This is a genomic window from Pantoea sp. SS70 (assembly GCF_029866845.1).
Classification (GTDB): domain Bacteria; phylum Pseudomonadota; class Gammaproteobacteria; order Enterobacterales; family Enterobacteriaceae; genus Pantoea; species Pantoea leporis.
In genome coordinates this window covers 1-17,124 of the sequence record NZ_CP117201.1, presented here as the reverse complement: position 1 = coordinate 17,124, position 17,124 = coordinate 1, and the positions used below count along the sequence as shown (strand labels likewise).

The window sequence follows — 17,124 nt, the reverse complement described above, 5'->3', positions numbered from 1 at the left end:
ATAACAGGCAGTGGGAGACATACCGCCGACCCGTTACAGTTGTGGTCCTGACACCGTGGTGCAGGCGTATTTCCTGATATCAAACCTGCCCTGAATTTCCGGCTTCACGTAAATGATATTGCCCTGCCCCGCATCTCCCGGCACTGCGCTTGTTACAGTAACGAACCGCGTTATACGGTTACAGCCCCGGCATTAATGCCCGCAAAGATTGCCACAGGGTATTTTTTTCTGACAGGGACCATTAAGCGGAACATAAACTCTGACCGTAAGATGAGGTCAACTCATTCTGACGGAAGGAGACTATCGGCGGAATTTTTTCTTTAAACGAAAATAACAGGATTTGAGGATTTAAAACTAAGATAATATATATTGCATTCCAGTATTTAAATAAAGTTCAACTGGCTTTCTACTTTCATTGATAGGATTAACAAATACCATTATTTTTCTGCGCCGCCCGCTATTTGATATAATTGGCAGGCTTAAGAGAAACCCGCACACCATTTTCTGATGGAGGTCTCACCGTGTTGCACAGTGAACGTATGACTGATCACGCCATTATCGGTGAAGCCGCGTTTAATCTTGCCGTTGGCAAACAGGATATCACCGTAGATACCCTGATCCGCGAACTCAGCAGCATGCTGCAGTCAGAAAGTTTTCCGGAACGTGTCCGTATGTTAAGCGCACCCATCGAGCGGCTGAAAGACATTCGCCCTCGCAGCAAACGAGACGCGGAAAGACCGCGCTGGATGAGCGTTTCCCCCGGGGATCCTGACCCGGGCAGTGACAGCATTATCCTGCTGCGCCCGGAAGAGAATGAAAACGATCCGGGATAGTCGCCCTGTCGGAGTGGATCGTAAACGATATCCCTGACGCCGGCGTGTCGCATGACCATATACGCTCACGGGCTGGAAGGGCGTGGCGCATGCAGGTATTAGCCACCTCTTAATTGCTGCTGCGGGCGCAGGAACAGAATGCTTTTATACCAGTGAGCGTCAGCCTCATATTCCGGCACTGGACCGCGCCGCCAGCGGGATTAAACAAGCGGCAAGTTAACGATAGCTACATCCAGTGGGTTCAGCGCCGGAGTGGTTCGGACCTCCAGCGGCGGAAATCAAATTCCCGTCAGGCGACTGGCAATGGTGCTGTGGCCAGACATATCTGAAATAAACCCGTCCGGACAGTCATGCAGAGAAGCCGCCCGGGTGCTGCTTCAGCGATGGTCTGATTCTCTGCCAAAATGCCCGCAGCAAAGACTTCCTGAGTTTGCGATCAGTTGAGCTTACGGGCAAGCAGCCGTATTGCCTGCTCGCAGGCGTCACGCACTGCAGGTTCAGGGCTGCCCTGCTGCAGCCGCCACAGGCTAGTGATAAGTTCGTGAACGTGGAGTTTCTCTCCCGGACGAAGCAGCTCTTTCACCACCCTGCCCAGTACCTCATTAACCAGCTCCGAACCGGCTTTCTCTTCGTTTATCGGATACGCTCCGCTTATTGGTTATATATACAGTATATCGCGATCAGGTCTTCTCTTAAAGCTGTCCTTCTTTTCTCTTCTCTCTTCTTCCGGGGAGCAGTCCCGGGGGCGCTGGGCGCTGCTTCCTTTTGACGCTGAGGATTAAACCGGAGATGCAGGGCAGCGCAGGCTCGCCTGAAAAAACTGATGGCCGTGCGGAAGCGACCAGGTGTGGGTGCGACGTTATACATTTCTTCGGGGAGCCCAGAATGGGCAAAGGAGGTGCGGAGGGTGTCGTCCCTGACAGTTTCTCCGGCCGGTACACGCTTACGCGCGACCGATGAGGTCATCTTCGTCGTCTTCCGGCCGGAGCCGGACTACGTCCTTTGGCGTCAGTTCTTCTCGTCGTTAAGACCTGCCAGAGTGCGCAGGTACGGTACGTGCCGGACGGCCTCCTCCGGCGTCTCCAAACTCTTCAGCCAGCATCTGGCTTCTGAGATCATGGAGAGCCGGTCATCGCTGCCGCCGGCGTTCATCATGTGCCCGAGTTCGTTAATAAGCGAAAGCACGCTTATTTCCTTTTCGCACAGCGCCAGACTCAGCGCCGCTTCGCCAATGATGACGTGCCCTTTCACGTCGTGTTGAATAGACAATATTGCTTCCTCCATTTCACGTAGATGACAGCCTCAGTTCACACTGTAGACCTCACGCCGGATTTTGCCGTGGAATCGGTCTGAAAAGCCGTTGATACATTAGAGGAATGCCATGTGAATTTTTCTGATGCCTGCCCTGTTCCCAGCGGCACAGCCCTTAACCGTAATCCACAAACTTGCTCCAGGAGTTTGACGCTCCGGCGCTGGCAGGTCGCCTCTGTGGCGCACCGTCCCCGCTGGTCGAAGTCACGGTTATCCCGGACGAGGAGATCAAAAACCACCGCAGCACGGGTACGCTGACTCTGCTGCAGAAGCATATACACCGGCGCGACCTGGCCGACCGGCTGGACCGGCTGGCCGCCACCCTGATGGCCGGTCATCTGACGGGACAGCAGCTGGTTTCGCTGATAAACTACCCCGTACAGGCTGGCGAAACCGACGATGCCGAAGCCTTCGTACGCAACCTGGCGCAGAGAGTGCCGCAGCATGAGGGCGAACTGATGACGATTGCACAGCAGCTTGAGCAGAAGGGCCTGGAGAAAGGGCGCATGGAAGGGCGTCAGGAAGGTAAAATGGAGGTCGCCCGCAATCTGCTGGCAAAAGGCATTCCGCTGGATTCGGTAAGGGAACTGACGGGGCTGTCGGACGATGATCTCGCAAAAATTCGCCACTGATTTGCCCAGGGATAACGAAACCATGCCCAATGAACTGACGAAATTAATTGACGGCGGCGCCCAGGCACTGTCGTCCTGGCTGCCGGCAGGATTACGCACGCTGCTGGATGACGGCGCGCATCTGATGACCTCATGGATGGATAAAAGTCAGGTGACAGAACTGACCGGTGTGATCGTGATTGCGGGGCTGTTTATTACCGGGCTCTCGATGATCGGCATTATGCTGGGATCGCCGGCCTCATCGCATCAGAAGTAAACCGGGCCCCTGCCAGGGGGCTTATGCACATACCTGCCCCGGATGTCATCGCCTTTCATTCTCCCTTCGGTTCCTTCTGATAAACCGGATCGGTCCCGCGCGGGAACTGCAGTGCCAGATTACGGTAATACTGCAGCCGTTCCCTGAAGTATTCACGCAATTCCTCTGGCTGCTGCCTTTCAGCTTCGGCCGGGATAACGGGAAGGCTAAGGCGCTCTTTGTACGCCACGCCTGATGCGGCCAGATCCACGTTGACCTTTGCACGTTCTTGCGGGCTTCGTGCGGCTAAATTGTGTTTCATGTTAAATCCTCCTGACGTCAGTATACCCCGCTATCCTTACAGCAGGAGGTGTCTATGTGTGGACGATTTGCGCAGTACAGCAGCCGTGATGACTATTTTGACTCACTCGGACTGAAGTCGGACGAAATCACTTTCGATCCGGAGCCCATTGGCCGCTTCAACGTGGCGCCCGGCACAAAAGTGTTGCTCCTCAGCGAACGTGAGGATGCGCTGCACCTCGATCCCGTGTTCTGGGGCTACGGGCCGGAGTGGTGGGATAAGCAGCCCCTAATTAACGCACGTGGCGAAACGGCGGCAAGCGGCCGTATGTTTAAGCCGCTGTGGAATCACGGGCGCGCCATTGTGCCGGCTGACGGCTGGTTCGAATGGCATAAAGAGGGCGGGAAAAAGCAGCCGTTCTTCATCTCCCACAGAAAAAAGCAGCCCCTGTTTTTTGCCGGCATCGGTAAGCAGCCTTACGGACAGGACCACGGTAAGGAAGGGTTTGTCATTGTGACCTCATCGAGTAACCAGGGTATGGTCGACATCCACGATCGCAGGCCGTTAGTGATCGCTGCTGACGCCATCCGTGAATGGCTGAGTGCTGACACCACACCACAACGGGCAGAAGAAATCGCACGAGATGCGGCCATTCCGGAAAAGGACTTCGCCTGGCACCCCGTAAGCGCGAAGGTGGGCAACATCCATAATCAGGGTAGCGAGCTTATTGAACACGTTCAGTAAGAAATACTTCATCCTCGTAAACAAGTAATGAGCAGGGGTACCGAAGCACGAAACATCTGAAGTACAACAAAAGCGCGGGGAAATGGTTGTCTCCGCTGCATTTATTCAATATTTCCGCTAATAAGGATGCTGTTTAAAGAATAGTCCGGAAGTGATTTATTTGATCAGGGGAATATCACTGAGTCGCGTCGTGTATCTGGGCGAGAGCATTTCTCTTTTCATCTGCCAGCTGCTGTCACGCGCTCCCTGCCCTGCAAACCAGACCTTTCCCCTCCCGGAACGATTTATCTTATCGAGGGCTGACATCAGCGCATCGGCGTTTGCACGCGGCTGCTGTTCGCTGAACATGTCATACTGCGCCACACCCGATTGATTGAAATCGGCCAGACTGACGCCGGCTTTTGCGTACCGGTAGCCTTCCCGCCAGATAGTGCTGAGTCCACTGAGCGCTAATTCAATAATATCGCGCGTGTCATTCGTGGGATAATCGCTGATCCGGGAGGCTGTGTTGGAATACTGAGGCTCACTTCCGTGACGCCCGGTTGCGATCGACACGCTGATATGCCGGCAGTGTGACTGCTGCTCCCTGAGCTTTTCTGCTGCGCGGGTGGCATAAAGTACGACAGCCTGCTGCATATCCTCCAGATGAGTAACGCGCTGGCCAAACGATCGGGAGTTGACGATCTGCTGCTTAGGTAGCGGTGCATCCTCAAGGGCGAGGCACGACTCACCGTTAAGCTCCCGCACGGTGCGCTCAACGATAACGTCAAAGTTTTTACGTATCATACTGACGTTGCTGTCGGCCAGTTGCAGGCCCGTGTTGATGCCGAGCTGGTTCAGCCGGACGCTGATGCGCCGTCCGATACCCCAGATGTCGCTGACGTCGATCAGCTCCAGCAGCTTTCGCTGCCGGCTCCGGTCGGACAGGTCTACCACGCCGTTTGTCTGCGTCCATTTCTTTGCTGCGTAGTTGGCGAGTTTGGCCAGCGTTTTAGTCGGCCCAAAGCCAACGCCGATAATCAGTCCGGTTTCCTGCCGGATGCGCGCGCGCATCTGCTGCCCGAACGTCTCCAGCGGAATGAGGCTGCCAATGCCTGTGACGTCAAGGAAGCTTTCGTCAATGGAGTAGACTTCCTGCCCGGCCGTCATCTCCCCCAGTATGGCCATCATTCGGGCCGACATGTCGCCGTACAGCTCATAGTTGGAGCTGAACACGTGCACGCCATTCTCACGAAAGAAGCGTTCGTTCTGGAACAGTGGAGCGGCCATTTTAATGCCCATGCGCTTCGCCTCTGCCGAACGCGCGATAACGCAGCCGTCGTTGTTGGATACCACTACGACAGGCCGGTCCCGGAGGTCGGGCCTGAATATGGTTTCACAGGAAGCATAAAAGTTGTTGGCATCGGCCAGGGCAAACATGGTCACTCTCCCGCCGGTCTGCTGAACCCCTGGCCGGCCACATCGGTGAGGGAATAGGCCACCACGCCCCAGACGGGCAGCGGCTGGCTCACATCGATAAGCGTGACGGTTTCATCCGCATCCAGCGCCTGCAGGGCGGGGACGGGATTGAGAAGCAGGCGCCGTAGCGACAGCTCACCGTCGACCTCCGCCACGATAAGCTGGCCGTGCGATGGTATCAGCGCCCGATCGATGGCCAGCACTGAACCTTTCACGATGCCGGCGTCAGGAAAATCACTGTCGCTGCGCATCAGATAGGTCGAATAGGGTGACAGATGAACGAGGTCACCAAGATTCAGACGCGTCTCAACGTAATTCTGTGCCGGGCTCTGGAAGGCCATCGTTATGCTCCCTTCTTACTCATTAATGTCTGCCAAATTCCGGTGATACGTCCGGTTTTGTGAGCCAATGGCAGGGAAAAACCGTATTGTACTGTCCGCAGTAATTAACCATAACCGCGTGATTTACGTTCGCCAGTTAGACCGGGCTTATAGTAAAAAAATTAGGCAATCACTCAGGTATTTGGCCATGAATTATGCAAACCAGTATTTTAACGGGTCGTGACAACAGGACGTAACAATGTGACAGATCTCAGCCTGTCAGAGGTCTTTTCTTCTGCAGTGCGAGCGAATTAACGAACGATCGGGAAGGGATGAAATAAACAGCCCGGCAGCGCCGGGGCAGGATTTACTAGGTTTTATCCGGACTCTTTGTTAAAGAGCCGCCATGGACGGTGGCATCTATGGCATTACGGCAGTCTTCAGTGCCGCGCGGGTCGGAGGATTTTCTGCACTCCTCAAATTTAGCTGCGCGCTCCTTATCATGCTCTTTGTACCAGTCAATGCTCTTCGCGCCCGCATCGCAACCTGCAAGCAGCATGGTGGCCAGTAAACTCAGTGACAGCAGTCCAGTTTTCATCACGTCTCCCTGTTAAGAATAGTTACAGCAATTACAGACGGGCAGCATACGCTTTTTTAAAGTTCATTACCTGAACCCTGTTTCCGCCGGATCCGCTTTCTACATGATTAGTTATTTTCCCGGAAGCGTAGTACGCGCCGCCAGCGGGGAAAAGCGCCGTTTCCGCGTCCGCCCGGCGCGCCCCGTATGTAGTGCCTAGAGCAGCTTATACAGCCACTACATGTAGTTATTCGCGCGAAAATCCGCCGCAGGGGAGAAAAGATCCGGTTCTACCTTTTTCCGGATCCCGTCCGAAAAAGCGAACGCGATATGTGATGAGAAGACCTTCAACGATTTAAAGCAATATAATCTGGCTGATAAGCAAGAAGTAAAAATCAAGCAGCAAATGAATTATTTAGTAAACATAATGCTATGCTAGCATTATAGATACTTCTCACATAAAGGAACACTACCATGCTCAGCCAGCTTAACCTGCGCTTTCCCAGAAAGCTGATCGACAGCCTGAAGTCGCGTGCGTCCGCCGAAGACACCTCGGTCAACGCTCTGGCAGGGCGCTTTATTGAAGAAAAGCTTATGGCATCCGCGCCGGACGACGAGTGGCTGAGCCTTAGTGCCGATCCGGGCGCGACCAACCTATCGCTTTACCGGAAGATAGTACGCGGGGAAACCTTCGGCCGACAGGCGTTGAAGCCCGCCGAGCTGCGCTGGCTCTTTACCCGCGCGCATCAGGCCACACAGACCCGCAGCACGTTCATGAGCTGGCCGGTCATGGAGGCGCTGCTGGACATCACCTTTGATGCGCTGGTGTACGCCGCCGAAAACGGCATTCCGGTGGACGCCTACTACATCAACCGGGCCTTTGACCTAAAGGGTGAGCACTACCGCGAAGAGGCGGACCGGTTCATGGCCGGCATGCGCCGCAACATCGACACCACCTGGGCCGAGTTCCTGCTGCGCCCGCTTACCTCCGGTGCACTCAACCTGGAGGCCTTTCCCGACGAGGCGATCGCCTGCATATGCACCACTGAGCGCCTGAAGGTCATTTTCCCGCTGCTCGTCCGCGCGCAGCAGTACGAGCCGGCGGCGCTGAAAGACTGGGCGGCGGCAACCGGCTTGGTAACGGAAGACCTGACCCGCGCCGTTAAGGTCAACGATGTCTGCCTGCAGGTGTGGATCCGCGGCAACCGAACCCCGCAGGCCCACGGCCTCCGCCACGAGGTGCCGCAGCTGAGCCTGACGCTGACGGCGGACCGGGTAGCGCTGGCGTACGGCTGGGAAATGTTCAGCGAGCTGACTCGCCTGTTTCAGGCCCGGGCATGGCTGAACGTCACAAAGGCGTGGAGCGAACGGGGCAGCATGGTCGGACTCTATTTTCCGCACAACGAATCTGAAGACGTCATCATTTCTCTGGACGGTGTGCACTTCTTTGTGAAACCGGAAGAGTATCTGCAGCTGGAAGCGGGGTTTCTGGCGACGGTGGCGGCGCCGGACGTGGCATCCGTGCTGGATGAATTGCGCCCACTGTACGGGGACTTATGACATGACGGTAAGAGACAGCGGTTTCAGCGCAGGCACCGAGGCGCCCGTCAGCCGGGCTGAAGAAGACCGCTATGGTTTTGAAGGCGTAGCAGCAGGCCTTGTCCGCAGCATACTGGCCCTGAACAATGACGTCAGTACGGTGATCGGGATTGAAGGAAAATGGGGGGCGGGAAAAACCAGCCTGCTCCGCCTGCTAATGAACAAACTGGAAGATCTTAAACCCGACGGCACATACGTTCTCCACTTAGCGCCGTGGCTGACAGCTCATGGCACGAGCCCGGTTGACTCACTACTCTTACCTGTAGCCGCAATTCTCCGGGAGGAAGAGGAAAGGCGCCAGCCGCCCCCACGTAATCTCTGGCAGAAATGCCAACGGCGCATCCGGAGGGGCAGGAACACCGGCGCGGCGCTGGACATGCTGAACTATCTCCGGCAGACCTCCGGGCGGCTTGCGCCGCTGGCAGAGTTTGCCGGCAACTTCGTTCCAGGCCTCGGGATGGCCGCAAAGGGTATGGAGACGCTTGCGAAGCTTGATTTATCGGGGCGACAGCAGACTGCAAGTGACCTGCATGCCAGCCTTGATAAAAAAATCAGGCTGCTTGATCTGAACTTTATCGTCATCATCGATGATCTCGACCGGCTGGAGCCGGCTCAGGCCGTGGAAGTGCTACGTCTGGTACGGTCGGTGGCCGACTTTTCCCGCTTCCGCTACGTGATGTGTTATGACCGTGACGTACTGGCGCATGCCGTTCAGCAGCACCTTGGCGTAAGCGATGGTATTCTGTATATGCAGAAAATTATCCAGCTTTCCTTCAGCCTGCCACGGCCTGAAAGCTTCGATCTCCGCCGGGAGTTCAGGACAGGAGCTGCCGCTCTCTTCAGTGCAGTTAATGGTTGCAATATGGGGGCAGCCGCTGAATCAGACCTGGCAGAGGCTGTCGACGTTTATGGGGAGATGATGTCAACGCCGCGGGAGGTTAACCAGACGCTCAACGCACTGCGTTTTCGATATGCCGGGCTGCGTGATTACGTATATTTTCCTGACCTGTGCCTGCTTCAGCTGCTCCGCGTCGTTAATCCCGGCCTGTATGAGTGGGCAGAACAGTATCTGACCGAACGCGCGGTGATTGCAACGGGTGATGCCAGTATCAGCGACGGTGAAATGGAAAAGATGAGTAGTGAACTTCAAACCCATCTGAGCGGATTTCATATTACGCGTGCGCGTCACGGCTGGAGTCTGGGCCGATGGCTTCCGGGCATAAACGGATATAAAAAGGAGTACAGCCTTTTTGGGCAGGTTCCGGATGAGGAAAAACTCACTATTGAGCGTCGCCTCGGCAGTCTAGTCTACTGGCGATACTACTTTTCATTTTCCGCACCCCAGAACGTGCTGCCGGAACAGAGGATCCTAGACATTATGCTTCTGGCCGGCACAGAGCCCCGGATGCTGGAAAACCGCCTTCTGGAAAGTATCAGCAGTAACGGCGTGTCGACGCGCACCTGGTTTGAACACATCATTACCCGCCTGACGCCGCGCATGACCGATGATGCCCCATGGGAGCAACTGGAGGGCCTGCTGGGCTTCTTCTTCAACAGCGGTGACCGCGTGAAAAAGGCGTTTATTGAGCGCAGCGCATTTTTTATTATGCGGGATACGGGTGCGGACGTACTCGTCAGACAACTGATCAGTCAAATGCTAAAAAGGGATCGTGAACGCACCCTGACAACCTTGGCGTCCCTATTTGTTAAGGGGAAGGCCATTATGTGGTCAGCTGATTTTATGCGGGACTTACTCTGGCAGCACGGACTTGCGGGTGACAGCCCGGTTTCTGAACATGAAAGACTGATGACCCGTCTGGAAGTTCAAACCCTGCGGCATGCGCTGTCCTGTCGTCTTGACAGCCCTGCGGTGAAACAAACCGTAATGCGTCACGATCGCCTGCTGGGCTATATGTATGCCTGCCGCGACATCCAAGGAGCTGAACCGGTCAGGCGGTGGATTGATGAAGTCAGCCAGTCCGATTCAGTATTTCTCGAACTACTGCTCAAACTGCGCTCCACGGTCAGCAGCAGCGACAGAGGTATATATCATAAGCTTGACTTGTCTGCTGTAAGCGTATTTTTCCAGGACAAAGGCAGCATTGAAAACCGGCTTAACCAAATCGAAGCAACTGGTCGTTATCAGGACCAAATAAGCGAGGTCAAAGCCGCCATCAGCTTGAACCGTCACTTCTAGTTCCATCACTCCTCTGCATACGAAGATCTGGTTCCACCTTTTTTCGGATCTGCCAATGCCGGCAGTAAACAGCCGGCAATACTTGTATGCGGATGTATTGCCTTTAAGGGAATTACGTAGCATGATGCCTGATGTAATACAAACAACTACAAAGGCGACCTGATGCACTCCCTGACTAAGATCCTGCACTCGCTACTGACCGGTGGACATGACCGGGCGGTCAGACAGATGGAAGAAGAAGACGACGGACGAAAAGAGGTCACCTCAATACGGCTGAAGCCACAGACCCGCGCCTACCTGCAGGCGCAGAGTGAGGCGCTGGGCATTTCGGTTTCGCAGTTCATCAACATCATCGTGGACGGCGTGGTGAACATCGAGACCTCGCCGCATCAGAGCCGCATCGATACCATGTACGACCGTCTGATGCTGCTGTTTGAGAGCCATGGCATTGAACCGCTGCAGATGAGCCGCATGCTGGCGGAGCATGGCTTTACGCTGTCGAAACTGAAGTCCCGCGACGCCACGCTCGACCTCCTCACTCCTGAACTCCTTGCCACCGTCAGCGGCTGGTTTGGCGTGGAGACGTCATGGCTCAGTGCCAAAAGCAATGCCGTCTACCCAACCCAGACCCTTCACTGGTACAAATCCCCTGAGGGTATGGCCGCTGCCGTAATTGAACGAAACATCAGATACGGTGATCTTGATGTCTATGCTATCAAAAACTCCGGCGTCGACTTTGAAATGGCCGAAGAGCATGACGACAACGACCATTACTTAGGTATGGGGTTTCTGCTCCGGTACCGCAGCAGGGCAGGTGATTCTAGCGTCAGGAGGTATGAGTTCTGCGAATTTCAGCGCTGGAACTACGAGAAATGCCGTGCTGACCTGAAGCTGCTATTCAGGTTCCTCAGCGAGCTCGAAGGCTGTAAAGGCGGGATTCGTTTTCACGGCTGCTCGGTCGATGAGGCTATTTTTGACCGGATTTATCAGGGACGTATCCTGCCCGACCAGCTTGAAAAAGCCCTCAACCGCGCTGAATGGTGGGATCCCCGCAGCGTGCTGGGTAAATCCTCCGCTAATTACCAGCGAATGAAATTCGGACAGTACATTATGGCTTACTGCGGGACGCCTCGGAAAAGGTTTGAGCCCGTGTATAACCAGTACTCCAGTTATCCGGAAGGGTGGAGAGTCTCGCTCTGGAATAGCGGTCCGGGTGAAGAGCAGTATTTTTCGCTCAGCGCGGCGCTGGAAGACAGTTTTAACCAGTACCACAGCCCCGCAGGTGACCCGTCAGAGAGTAATGACGATGGCCGGACCGACAGCGCTGCAGAACAGGATAAGTAGCTAATGAAGAAAAATAAGACCCCGGTTCCTCACGACGCCGCGTTCAAGGCTTTCCTGACGCACCCGGAAACGGCCCGCGACTTCATTGAGCTGCACCTGCCGGCGGAGCTGCGCGCCGCCTGCGACCTCAGCACCCTGAAGCTGGAGTCCGGCAGCTTCGTGGAGGAGAGCCTGCGCGCCTACTACAGCGACGTGCTCTACAGCCTGAAGACCGCCAGCGGAGACGGCTACATCCACGTGCTCATCGAACACCAGTCCACGCCCGACAGGCACATGGCCTTCCGCCTGATGCGCTACGCCGTGGCCGCGATGCAGCGCCATCTCGACGCTGGCCATAAAAAGCTGCCGCTGGTCATCCCGGTGCTGTTCTATACCGGTAAGCGCAGCCCGTATCCGTACTCCACCGACTGGCTACAGGAGTTTGACGACCCTCTGCTGGCCGGCCGCCTGTACGGCGCGCCGTTCCCGCTGGTCGACGTCACGGTGATCCCGGACGAGGAGATCATGAGTCACCGCAGCATGGCCGCTCTGACCCTGCTGCAGAAGCACATTCACCGGCGCGACCTGGCCGACCTGATTGACCGGCTGGCCGCCACCCTGATGGCCGGCCACCTGACGGGACAGCAGCTGGTTTCGCTGATAAACTACCTCGTACAGGCGGGCGAAACCGACGACGCCGAAGCCTTCGTACGCAACCTGGCGCAGAGAGTGCCGCAGCATGAGGATGAACTGATGACGATTGCACAGCAACTGGAGCAAAAGGGATTAGAGAAAGGGCGAAGGGAAGGACGTCAGGAAGGCAAAATCGAAGTAGCCCGCAATTTACTTCAGAAAGGCATTCCGCTTGAATCCGTTAGGGAATTGACCGGTTTATCAGATGAAGTTCTTTCAAATATTCGTCATTGATTTATAAAATATCAAAAACATAATTTAATGGTGCTCTATTAGGCACCATTAATATTTATTCTAAAGGCATCTTATCTAAGATTGAAAAGCAGCCCCCCAAAATTACAATTAATTAAAGTTTATAAATTCTTTTCCAATTGCTGTTTTATCATTAAAGTAACATATCTAGCTGAAATTATAGTTCCATTTTCATGATAAAGATCTCCTTTTGAATTATCTCCCAAATCAACGACTGACTTAGCGCCAAAATATAATGGCTGCGAAAGAGATTGAGCAGCTGCTTCGTAAAGTGAATACATTTCCATTTCAACGCCGGCCATTTTTCTATGTTGTAAACCAATTTCTTTCATAAACTCTTCATCTGCAATAACCGCAGATCCGGAGGATAACGGGGAGACCCGTATTTTCATATCCTTTAATTCAGAATCAAAAAGTCCGTTACGCACATAATCAATTGTTGCTTGACTCTCGGAAGATTGAATCAAATCAGTTTGAAGAGAACGAGAAAGTTCTGCTTGATAAGGTTCTTGTTTAAATACACCGTCCTTCCACTTCCCCGTCTGATACTCCCAACAAGTCCTGGCAACTATTATGTCTAAGAAATTTGACTCGCCTTTTACTCCAGCGCAGATGCCACTCATTGCAACAATTTTAGGTTGAAAATATTCAATAGCTTTAGAAGAGGTGATGGCCATATTAACAAGACCCATCAAAGGAGGTTTAATGATGAAACCATTATAATCACCTATGGTGATGTACTGGCAGTCCATACCAAATATATTTTTTTTCTCTCCAAGTTGACTATCGGTATGAACATATGCCTGTCTTTCTTTTGGAAGAGCGCAAAAAATTATAAAATCACAATTAACTTTTTGACCTATTTTTTCAATCTTTAACTTCAACGCGGTTGACCAATTATTACTATCGTCATATTTGACAAGTGTAATACCTGAAAGGTTAAATAATTGAATATCCTCGACCTCACTAAGATCATATTGAGTTAAAGCAATACTTTCAGATTGATAATTTTTACTTTTAGAAAAAGCGTCGATTAATTCTTGTGAACAGTCACGCTCATGCCCTACACCTATAACATCAGGAAGAAACATATCGAAAATAACTAAATCGAACTGATTGGTATAAATCTCTCTGATAGCTTTGGTGCTATCATCAGCAAAAGTGATAACCTGATCAGTATAATGATCGCCTAGTATTTCAACGATTGAGGCTTTAATACGTTCTCTTTTTGAAACTAAATCTTCAATTAACAATATTTTCATTATTTCCTCAAAAATTCTTCTGTAATTTTAATCCATTTAGCACCATCTAAATGCTCGTAATGACATGCTTCAAGTCTAGAAAATCCATACTCTTCCTTGAAAACAGGTGCTGATTCGTTAGTTGGATAAGGCTCGTCCTCAATGTCGATTTCTGGAAACTGTGTTAATATTAATACTTGGGTATCAAGAAGCCTTTTCCTCTTAAGTTCAAAAAGTATTTCTATACCTCCAGTTGGCATTGGGAGTGGTGTACCCTGACCAGGCAGTGCCTTGTGGCTGGGTAATGACATATCTAATAAAATTTTTCGAGGATGTACGTTCACTAAGTATCGAACAGCATCTTTGACGTTATCAAAACAAACGCGCTGGTGCTCATCTATACATAAACGATCCAGAATCTCTATGATCTGCGATAGCTTATGATCATCATCTTCGACTATCATAATCATGTTATTTAACCCTAGTATTTAACTTGAAGGTAAAATTAAAACATAGCAGGAGCGAATCTTTTAAAACGTTAAATCGAACATCACTTATGCTGCCTTCTTTCTCAAGTTTTTTTAATTTCTTAATTCCACTATTATTCTCGATAATGTAGGCATCTTCATCTGAGTTAGAAATAGCTGATTCAATCTTTGTTTTTGCATGCTCCAGATCATCAGATGAAGAAACCTCAGTTTTAAGGCTAATGCGTATTGAATCGTTTGGTTCATCGTAATTAACCATGAAAAATATTTTTCCATCTTTTTTTCCATGATGTGCTGCATTGTAAATTAGCACCGAGATAGCGTCATAGATAACATAATACGCGCCCCCATTTACAGAGAAACTCTTATCTCCAATATCCAGTTCAGGTCTGAAGGTCGGTACTCTATCTTTGACTTCGGATATTACAGCATTAAACAAAAGATATATATCTGTACTGGGGGATGCATAACTAGGCTTGTTGAACCAAGATGAAATCAATCTGAATTTTTGGGTTATTGATGAGTTAACTTCCTGTATAAATTTGGAACAGAGCCTTTTAGTTTGAACATCCGCAGCTTTGGTAGAGTACGAAAAAACTCCATAAGAAGATTTTTTTTCGCTAAGTAATTTTCTGACATCAGCTAAATCTATCTCTACCATTCTCCAGCAATATTCTAAAATTATACCTGGCAATAGTATCACTCCTGTTTCTTTTGAGTAAACAGCTAAAATCTCATTGACTAATTGTTGAGCAAACTTCTTTTTTAATTGATCATCAATATCGGTTCTAATCAAACCATTTGGTTTCTTCTTATTCTTAATTTGTAAGGAGTCTTTAACCAATAAATCGACCATTGAAAAATATTCATTCAACCAGAGATTATATTTATTAGTAAAATCCTTATCTTCAAAAAGGCTAATGTACTGTTTATCCCTAGCAAATTCGAGCATTCCTGACTCAGCTGTACCTTTAAAAGTACCATGCCTTATCCTTCTACCTAGGTAAGAAGCAATACCAAAAGCTTTATTTCCACAAAATTCTCTGTAACAACTGAGTATGTGCTCAATTATCCCATCCCATGGTCCAATTGTTTTACCTTTGGAGAAATTTTCTAAGTTTAAATTATTTGAGTTGCTTATTATAAAATTATCAAGATCCATACTAAACTTGCTTATCATGGAATCTTCAAACCATTGAGAATATTTCAATGGGTCAACATAAATCCTGGAATCATCTATAGTGCCTTTTTCTTTATTTATTTGAATATCAACCCTTAACGTCTTGGCTCTATCTATATACCGTGAATCACTTTTCAAATTACCAAACCATTCGAGTAAATCTGCTCTTAGCTGTAAGGCGTCGACAGGCTTATCCATCAAATGGAATAATTTACTTAAAAAGTTTTCATTACATGTCATCATCAGATGTTCAGTAACTGCTTGAGATACTGAATATAGATGTTCCATCATTTTTATTAAATCACCGCCAAAATGACTTATACAATATTCTTGAATCGTTGATCTTAAATCATGTTCAGCATATTGTTTCTTTTTATGAATAGCTATGAGACATTGAGCAACCAATTTAACTAAATCATCTTTTGCATTAAAAGCTATATTGTCAAGATAATCAGGGTGACAAATCTCACCGATATCTCTGGTGTAAGTCATGAGATTTACAAAATCATTTTGTTCATCTTGAGTCAAAATCCCTTCTTTTTTTGTTATTAAATGAACTAAAGCCGATGAGTTTTCAAGCATCCCACAGCTTTTACCATTATATATATCCCAAGCGATAATTATATTGTCACAAGGAAATGACCTCAAATCGGTGAGATTCTTTACATCAGCGAAATAATCATTTATCAGCTTCCTTTGAAACAAAGGTAAAACTTTTTGGCTGTTATAGTAGGAGTAATAATATCCATGTATTGAGAGAAATCTGAAAGCTTTCTTTTGTTCAATAAATAGGAAACACTCTCTCAAGAAATAATATGATGAATCCTCATCCATTTTTTCGTACATTTCATCAGGATGAAATTCTATTTCAGAGAACACTGAAATTTTCTGTTTCAGTTCTTTATTTATGCTTGAGTCTTCAATGTATTCGACATTTAAACTCTGTATTACACTAATGTACAAATAAGCATCTAATACCGAAAATGAAAAGAAGGCATTAACAGTTTTTACATATTCCTCTTGACTTTTCGGGATTGGATCGATGAAAAATTTTGCTATTAATCCATTCTGGATATTCTCATCCAGTTCATTAATTCGTTTGCAAATTGCAATATGTGAGGTCCTCAAATTACTAAGCTGACTTACCACTTCCCAAATAAATTGGGATTTTGATATTTCAATTTCAGACTTCAATCTGTCTATTTTAGATAATATTTCTGTATCGCCAACTTGTAAAAGCTGGTATCTATTAACTATATAAGAAATAACTCTAATCAAAAATATAGAAACACCTTCACACTCTTTTAATTCATTACATTTATCTAGAGCTCGATTGAAACTTCCTTTTTTAAGTTCTATCATGATATCACCAGCCAAATCAATAATATCTTGAATTCTATCTTCGTTTATATTTATCTGCCTTTCAATTTTTTCAATTGAAAATTTTATAGGGAACTTTAATGGTCTTGGACATTTAATGTTGAAGAGTTGTCCGAATTCATTACCTGAAAAGATAGGATCGGTTTTCACCATTAATACTGCATTATTATAGTCTTCATCTGAGCAGCTCAATTTTAACTTTTCCAATCCATTTTTTATTGAAGTTGAACTTGTAGGGTTAACACCCCTCATTATGTTTCTAGCTTTTTGTTCTCTTATATTACTGAATTTGATGATTACTGGGCTTCGGCTCCTAGCAACCATGTCGTGTAGAATTTTTTTATTTATTTCATTTAACAT

The 17,124-nt window shown here is 49.4% G+C and carries 15 protein-coding genes and 1 pseudogene; 8 read left to right on the top strand and 8 right to left on the bottom strand.

From position 1 onward, the window contains the following. The first annotated feature begins 521 nt into the window (after window positions 1-521). Window positions 522-833, top strand: coding sequence for a hypothetical protein (locus PO881_RS23220; protein WP_280173428.1), 312 nt, complete (start codon window positions 522-524; stop codon window positions 831-833). Between the two features lie 1,008 nt (window positions 834-1,841). On the opposite strand, the gene PO881_RS23215 is transcribed toward PO881_RS23220, so the two are convergent. Then, window positions 1,842-2,102 (bottom strand): hypothetical protein, encoded by a 261-nt coding sequence (locus PO881_RS23215; RefSeq protein ID WP_280173427.1) that lies wholly within the window; start codon window positions 2,100-2,102, stop codon window positions 1,842-1,844. Window positions 2,103-2,242: 140 nt separating this feature from the next. Between PO881_RS23215 and PO881_RS23210 the strand changes: the two are divergent. Next, window positions 2,243-2,776, top strand: a pseudogene (locus PO881_RS23210) (Rpn family recombination-promoting nuclease/putative transposase); the annotation flags it as partial. Between the two features lie 22 nt (window positions 2,777-2,798). Further along, complete coding sequence (locus PO881_RS23205; RefSeq protein ID WP_280173426.1) at window positions 2,799-3,032, top strand: hypothetical protein; 234 nt, start codon at window positions 2,799-2,801, stop codon at window positions 3,030-3,032. 55 nt (window positions 3,033-3,087) lie between these two features. Here the strand turns inward: PO881_RS23205 and PO881_RS23200 are convergent, their stop codons facing one another. Continuing rightward, window positions 3,088-3,333 (bottom strand): DNA polymerase III subunit theta, encoded by a 246-nt coding sequence (locus PO881_RS23200; protein WP_280173425.1) that lies wholly within the window; start codon window positions 3,331-3,333, stop codon window positions 3,088-3,090. Window positions 3,334-3,387: 54 nt separating this feature from the next. On the opposite strand from PO881_RS23200, the gene PO881_RS23195 reads away from it, so the two are divergent. After that, entirely contained in the window at window positions 3,388-4,056 is a 669-nt protein-coding gene (locus tag PO881_RS23195) for an SOS response-associated peptidase family protein (protein WP_280173424.1), read from the top strand. A 156-nt stretch (window positions 4,057-4,212) separates the two neighbouring features. Here the strand turns inward: PO881_RS23195 and umuC are convergent, their stop codons facing one another. The 3 genes from umuC to PO881_RS23180 all read right to left on the bottom strand — a co-directional run bounded on the left by umuC (window position 4,213) and on the right by PO881_RS23180 (window position 6,432). Next, window positions 4,213-5,475: a translesion error-prone DNA polymerase V subunit UmuC gene (gene umuC / locus PO881_RS23190; protein WP_280173423.1), complete on the bottom strand. Its 1,263-nt coding sequence runs from the start codon at window positions 5,473-5,475 to the stop codon at window positions 4,213-4,215. Between the two features lie 2 nt (window positions 5,476-5,477). Further along, window positions 5,478-5,855: a peptidase gene (locus PO881_RS23185; protein WP_280173422.1), complete on the bottom strand. Its 378-nt coding sequence runs from the start codon at window positions 5,853-5,855 to the stop codon at window positions 5,478-5,480. Window positions 5,856-6,204: 349 nt separating this feature from the next. After that, entirely contained in the window at window positions 6,205-6,432 is a 228-nt protein-coding gene (locus tag PO881_RS23180) for an EexN family lipoprotein (RefSeq protein ID WP_280173421.1), read from the bottom strand. 453 nt (window positions 6,433-6,885) lie between these two features. Between PO881_RS23180 and PO881_RS23175 the strand changes: the two genes are divergently transcribed. From PO881_RS23175 to PO881_RS23160, 4 genes are all read left to right on the top strand, one after another. Continuing rightward, window positions 6,886-7,971, top strand: coding sequence for a hypothetical protein (locus tag PO881_RS23175; RefSeq protein WP_280173420.1), 1,086 nt, complete (start codon window positions 6,886-6,888; stop codon window positions 7,969-7,971). Between the two features lies 1 nt (window position 7,972). Next, window positions 7,973-10,207 (top strand): P-loop NTPase fold protein, encoded by a 2,235-nt coding sequence (locus PO881_RS23170; RefSeq protein ID WP_280173419.1) that lies wholly within the window; start codon window positions 7,973-7,975, stop codon window positions 10,205-10,207. 228 nt (window positions 10,208-10,435) lie between these two features. Next, window positions 10,436-11,551, top strand: coding sequence for a conjugal transfer protein TraE (locus PO881_RS23165; protein ID WP_280173418.1), 1,116 nt, complete (start codon window positions 10,436-10,438; stop codon window positions 11,549-11,551). A gap of 3 nt (window positions 11,552-11,554) precedes the next feature. Then, on the top strand, window positions 11,555-12,457 hold the full coding sequence (locus tag PO881_RS23160) for an Rpn family recombination-promoting nuclease/putative transposase (protein ID WP_280173417.1): 903 nt from the start codon (window positions 11,555-11,557) through the stop codon (window positions 12,455-12,457). Window positions 12,458-12,576: 119 nt separating this feature from the next. On the opposite strand, the gene PO881_RS23155 is transcribed toward PO881_RS23160, so the two are convergent. Genes PO881_RS23155 through PO881_RS23145 form a run of 3 tightly spaced genes read right to left on the bottom strand, consistent with a single transcriptional unit; the run spans window position 12,577 to window position 17,124 of the window. Then, on the bottom strand, window positions 12,577-13,737 hold the full coding sequence (locus tag PO881_RS23155) for a hypothetical protein (protein ID WP_280173416.1): 1,161 nt from the start codon (window positions 13,735-13,737) through the stop codon (window positions 12,577-12,579). Next, on the bottom strand, window positions 13,737-14,186 hold the full coding sequence (locus tag PO881_RS23150; protein ID WP_280173415.1) for a hypothetical protein: 450 nt from the start codon (window positions 14,184-14,186) through the stop codon (window positions 13,737-13,739). Before PO881_RS23150 ends, PO881_RS23155 begins: the two co-directional genes overlap by 1 nt. A 1-nt stretch (window position 14,187) precedes the next feature. After that, a complete protein-coding gene (locus tag PO881_RS23145; protein WP_280173414.1) occupies window positions 14,188-17,124 on the bottom strand; it encodes a hypothetical protein in 2,937 nt (978 codons plus the stop codon).

What these genes read in the sequence shown, in the direction of transcription:
- PO881_RS23205 (WP_280173426.1), top strand. Translation starts at nt 2,799, where the DNA reads ATGCCCAATGAACTGACGAAATTAATTGACGGCGGCGCCCAGGCACTG.
- PO881_RS23200 (WP_280173425.1), bottom strand. Translation starts at nt 3,333, where the DNA reads ATGAAACACAATTTAGCCGCACGAAGCCCGCAAGAACGTGCAAAGGTC.
- PO881_RS23195 (WP_280173424.1), top strand. Translation starts at nt 3,388, where the DNA reads ATGTGTGGACGATTTGCGCAGTACAGCAGCCGTGATGACTATTTTGAC.
- umuC (WP_280173423.1), bottom strand. Translation starts at nt 5,475, where the DNA reads ATGTTTGCCCTGGCCGATGCCAACAACTTTTATGCTTCCTGTGAAACC.
- PO881_RS23185 (WP_280173422.1), bottom strand. Translation starts at nt 5,855, where the DNA reads ATGGCCTTCCAGAGCCCGGCACAGAATTACGTTGAGACGCGTCTGAAT.
- PO881_RS23180 (WP_280173421.1), bottom strand. Translation starts at nt 6,432, where the DNA reads ATGAAAACTGGACTGCTGTCACTGAGTTTACTGGCCACCATGCTGCTT.
- PO881_RS23175 (WP_280173420.1), top strand. Translation starts at nt 6,886, where the DNA reads ATGCTCAGCCAGCTTAACCTGCGCTTTCCCAGAAAGCTGATCGACAGC.
- PO881_RS23170 (WP_280173419.1), top strand. Translation starts at nt 7,973, where the DNA reads ATGACGGTAAGAGACAGCGGTTTCAGCGCAGGCACCGAGGCGCCCGTC.
- PO881_RS23165 (WP_280173418.1), top strand. Translation starts at nt 10,436, where the DNA reads ATGGAAGAAGAAGACGACGGACGAAAAGAGGTCACCTCAATACGGCTG.
- PO881_RS23160 (WP_280173417.1), top strand. Translation starts at nt 11,555, where the DNA reads ATGAAGAAAAATAAGACCCCGGTTCCTCACGACGCCGCGTTCAAGGCT.
- PO881_RS23155 (WP_280173416.1), bottom strand. Translation starts at nt 13,737, where the DNA reads ATGAAAATATTGTTAATTGAAGATTTAGTTTCAAAAAGAGAACGTATT.
- PO881_RS23150 (WP_280173415.1), bottom strand. Translation starts at nt 14,186, where the DNA reads ATGATTATGATAGTCGAAGATGATGATCATAAGCTATCGCAGATCATA.
- PO881_RS23145 (WP_280173414.1), bottom strand. Translation starts at nt 17,124, where the DNA reads ATGTTAAATGAAATAAATAAAAAAATTCTACACGACATGGTTGCTAGG.